Raw genomic sequence first — 3,446 nt, 5'->3', positions numbered from 1 at the left:
ATTGTCCGGCGGCGACCTACTCTCCCACACCGTCCCCGGTGCAGTACCATCGGCGCTGAAGAGCTTAACTTCCGGGTTCGGAATGTAACCGGGTGTTTCCCCTTCGCCATAACCGCCGTAACACTATGAAACACACAAACAACCACCGCGAAACGCAAGCGTGTCTGTTGTCTCAGAATTGCCTAGTGGACGCGAGCAAAACCCCACCACACCACAACCAAAGCCATGGCCTGTGATGGACACAAAAGAAACCTTGAGGTCAAGTCCTCGGCCTATTAGTACCGGTCAGCTCCACACGTTACCGCGCTTCCACACCCGGCCTATCAACCCAATCATCCATTGGGGGCCTTACCCTCTCACAAGGTGGGAGACCTCATCTCAAGGCGAGCTTCCCGCTTAGATGCTTTCAGCGGTTATCCCTCCCGAACGTAGCCAACCAGCCATGCTCCTGGCGGAACAACTGGCACACCAGAGGTTCGTCCGTCCCGGTCCTCTCGTACTAGGGACAGCCCCTTTCAAGTCTCCTACGCGCGCAGCGGATAGGGACCGAACTGTCTCGCGACGTTCTAAACCCAGCTCGCGTACCGCTTTAATGGGCGAACAGCCCAACCCTTGGGACCTACTCCAGCCCCAGGATGCGACGAGCCGACATCGAGGTGCCAAACCATCCCGTCGATATGGACTCTTGGGGAAGATCAGCCTGTTATCCCCGGGGTACCTTTTAGCCGTTGAGCGACGGCGCTTCCACAAGCCACCGCCGGATCACTAGTCCCAGCTTTCGCTCCTGCTCGACCCGTCGGTCTCACAGTCAAGCTCCCTTGTGCACTTACACTCAACACCTGATTACCAACCAGGCTGAGGGAACCTTTGGGCGCCTCCGTTACCCTTTAGGAGGCAACCGCCCCAGTTAAACTACCCACCAGACACTGTCCCTGATCCGGATCACGGACCCAGGTTAGACATCCAAAACGACCAGAGTGGTATTTCACCAATGACTCCACACCAACTAGCGTCGATGCTTCACCGTCTCCCACCTATCCTACACAAACCGTTCCAAACACCAATGTCAAGCTATAGTGAAGGTCCCGGGGTCTTTCCGTCCTGCTGCGCGTAACGAGCATCTTTACTCGTAGTGCAATTTCGCCGGGTCTGCGGTTGAGACAGCGGGGAAGTCGTTACGCCATTCGTGCAGGTCGGAACTTACCCGACAAGGAATTTCGCTACCTTAGGATGGTTATAGTTACCACCGCCGTTTACTGGCGCTTAAGTTCTCAGCTTCGCCAACCCGAAAGTCAGCTAACCGGTCCCCTTAACGTTCCAGCACCGGGCAGGCGTCAGTCCGTATACATCGTCTTACGACTTCGCACGGACCTGTGTTTTTAGTAAACAGTCGCTTCCCCCTGGCCTCTGCGACCCCCACCAGCTCCGAACGCAAAGGTTCATCACCAGCGAAGGCCCCCCTTCTCCCGAAGTTACGGGGGCAATTTGCCGAGTTCCTTAACCACAGTTCACCCGATCGCCTTAGTATTCTCTACCTGACCACCTGAGTCGGTTTAGGGTACGGGCCGCCACGACACTCACTAGAGGCTTTTCTCGGCAGCATAGGATCATCCACTTCGCCACAATCGGCTCGGCATCACATCTCAGACACATGCGTTGCGGATTTGCCTACAACACGTCCTACATGCTTACCCCAGGACAACCACCGCCTGGGCTGGACTACCTTCCTGCGTCACCCCATCGCTTACCTACTACCAGATCAGGCCAGGCGTTCACCCTCACCCACACCCCGAAGGGCATGAGGGGTTAAGGACCCTTAGTATCACTGGATTCAGTACTGGCGCATCGTAGCGGGTACGGGAATATCAACCCGTTGTCCATCGACTACGCCTGTCGGCCTCGCCTTAGGTCCCGACTTACCCTGGGCGGATTAGCCTGCCCCAGGAACCCTTGGTCATCCGGCGCAGAAGTTTCTCACTTCTGATTCGCTACTCATGCCTGCATTCTCACTCGCACAGCCTCCACAACTCGGTCACCCGGCTGCTTCTCCGGCCGCACGACGCTCCCCTACCCATCCACACACCCAAACCACAAAGGCTAGGCTACACGTGTGAATGCCACGACTTCGGCGGTGTACTTGAGCCCCGCTACATTATCGGCGCGGAATCACTTGACCAGTGAGCTATTACGCACTCTTTCAAGGGTGGCTGCTTCTAAGCCAACCTCCTGGTTGTCACTGCGACTCCACATCCTTTCCCACTTAGCACACGCTTAGGGGCCTTAGTCGGTGATCTGGGCTGTTTCCCTCTCGACTACGGAGCTTATCCCCCGCAGTCTCACTGCCACGCTCTCACTTACCGGCATTCGGAGTTTGGCTGACGTCAGTAACCCGGTAAGGCCCATCAGCCATCCAGTGCTCTACCTCCGGCAAGAAACACGCAACGCTGCACCTAAATGCATTTCGGGGAGAACCAGCTATCACGGAGTTTGATTGGCCTTTCACCCCTAAACACAGGTCATCCCCCAGGTTTTCAACCCTGGTGGGTTCGGTCCTCCACGCAGTCTTACCCACGCTTCAACCTGCCCATGCCTAGATCACTCCGCTTCGGGTCTACAGCATGCGACTCAAACGCCCTATTCAGACTCGCTTTCGCTACGGCTCCCCCACACGGGTTAACCTCGCCACACACCATAACTCGCAGGCTCATTCTTCAAAAGGCACGCAGTCACATCACAAACACCCCGAAGAGTGTTTACGCTCCTACGGCTTGTAGGCACACGGTTTCAGGTACTATTTCACGACCCCTCACCGGGGCGCTTTTCACCTTTCCCTCACGGTACTAGTTCACTATCGGTCATCAGGGAGTATTTAGGCTTACCAGGTGGTCCTGGCAGATTCACACAGGATTTCTCGGGCCCCGTGCTACTTGGGATCCCCTCAAACAGTCGGCAAGGTTTCACCTACCCGGCTCTCACGGTCTCCGGCGCTCCTTCCCAGAAGCTTCGACTACCCCACCGATTTCTCACTGCACGTGGTCTCGGCAGAAACCACAAGAGGGTCCCACGACCCCGCACACGCAACGCCTGCCGGCTATCACACGCATACGGTTTAGCCTCATCCGCTTTCGCTCACCACTACTCACGGAATCACAATTTTGTTTTCTCTTCCTACGGGTACTGAGATGTTTCACTTCCCCGCGTTACCACCAACCGCCCTATACATTCAAGCGGAGGCAACACCACATGACTGGTGCTAGGTTTCCCCATTCGGACATCCCCGGATCAACGTCTGGTTGGCGACTCCCCGAGGCTTAACGCAGCCTCCCACGTCCTTCATCGGCTCCTGATGCCAAGGCATCCACCGTGTGCCCTAAAAAACTTGGCCACAAAGATGCTCGCGTCCACTATGCAAATCTCAAACAACAAACAGCAACCCAACCCACCCC

General features: G+C 56.3%; 2 rRNA genes. Both read right to left on the bottom strand.

Annotation, left to right across the window (positions count from 1 at the left end):
- Positions 1-3: 3 nt before the first annotated feature.
- Positions 4-120 (bottom strand): 5S ribosomal RNA (rrf, locus tag ABZ470_RS41600).
- A gap of 135 nt (positions 121-255) precedes the next feature.
- A 23S ribosomal RNA gene (locus ABZ470_RS41595) occupies positions 256-3,385 on the bottom strand.
- Between the last annotated feature and the right edge of the window lie 61 nt (positions 3,386-3,446).

Origin of the sequence: Streptosporangium sp. NPDC020072 (assembly GCF_040631445.1) — a bacterium.
Classification (GTDB): domain Bacteria; phylum Actinomycetota; class Actinomycetes; order Streptosporangiales; family Streptosporangiaceae; genus Streptosporangium.
The sequence above is the reverse complement of the archived record's forward strand: the minus strand, read 5'-3'. Positions and strand labels throughout refer to the sequence as shown.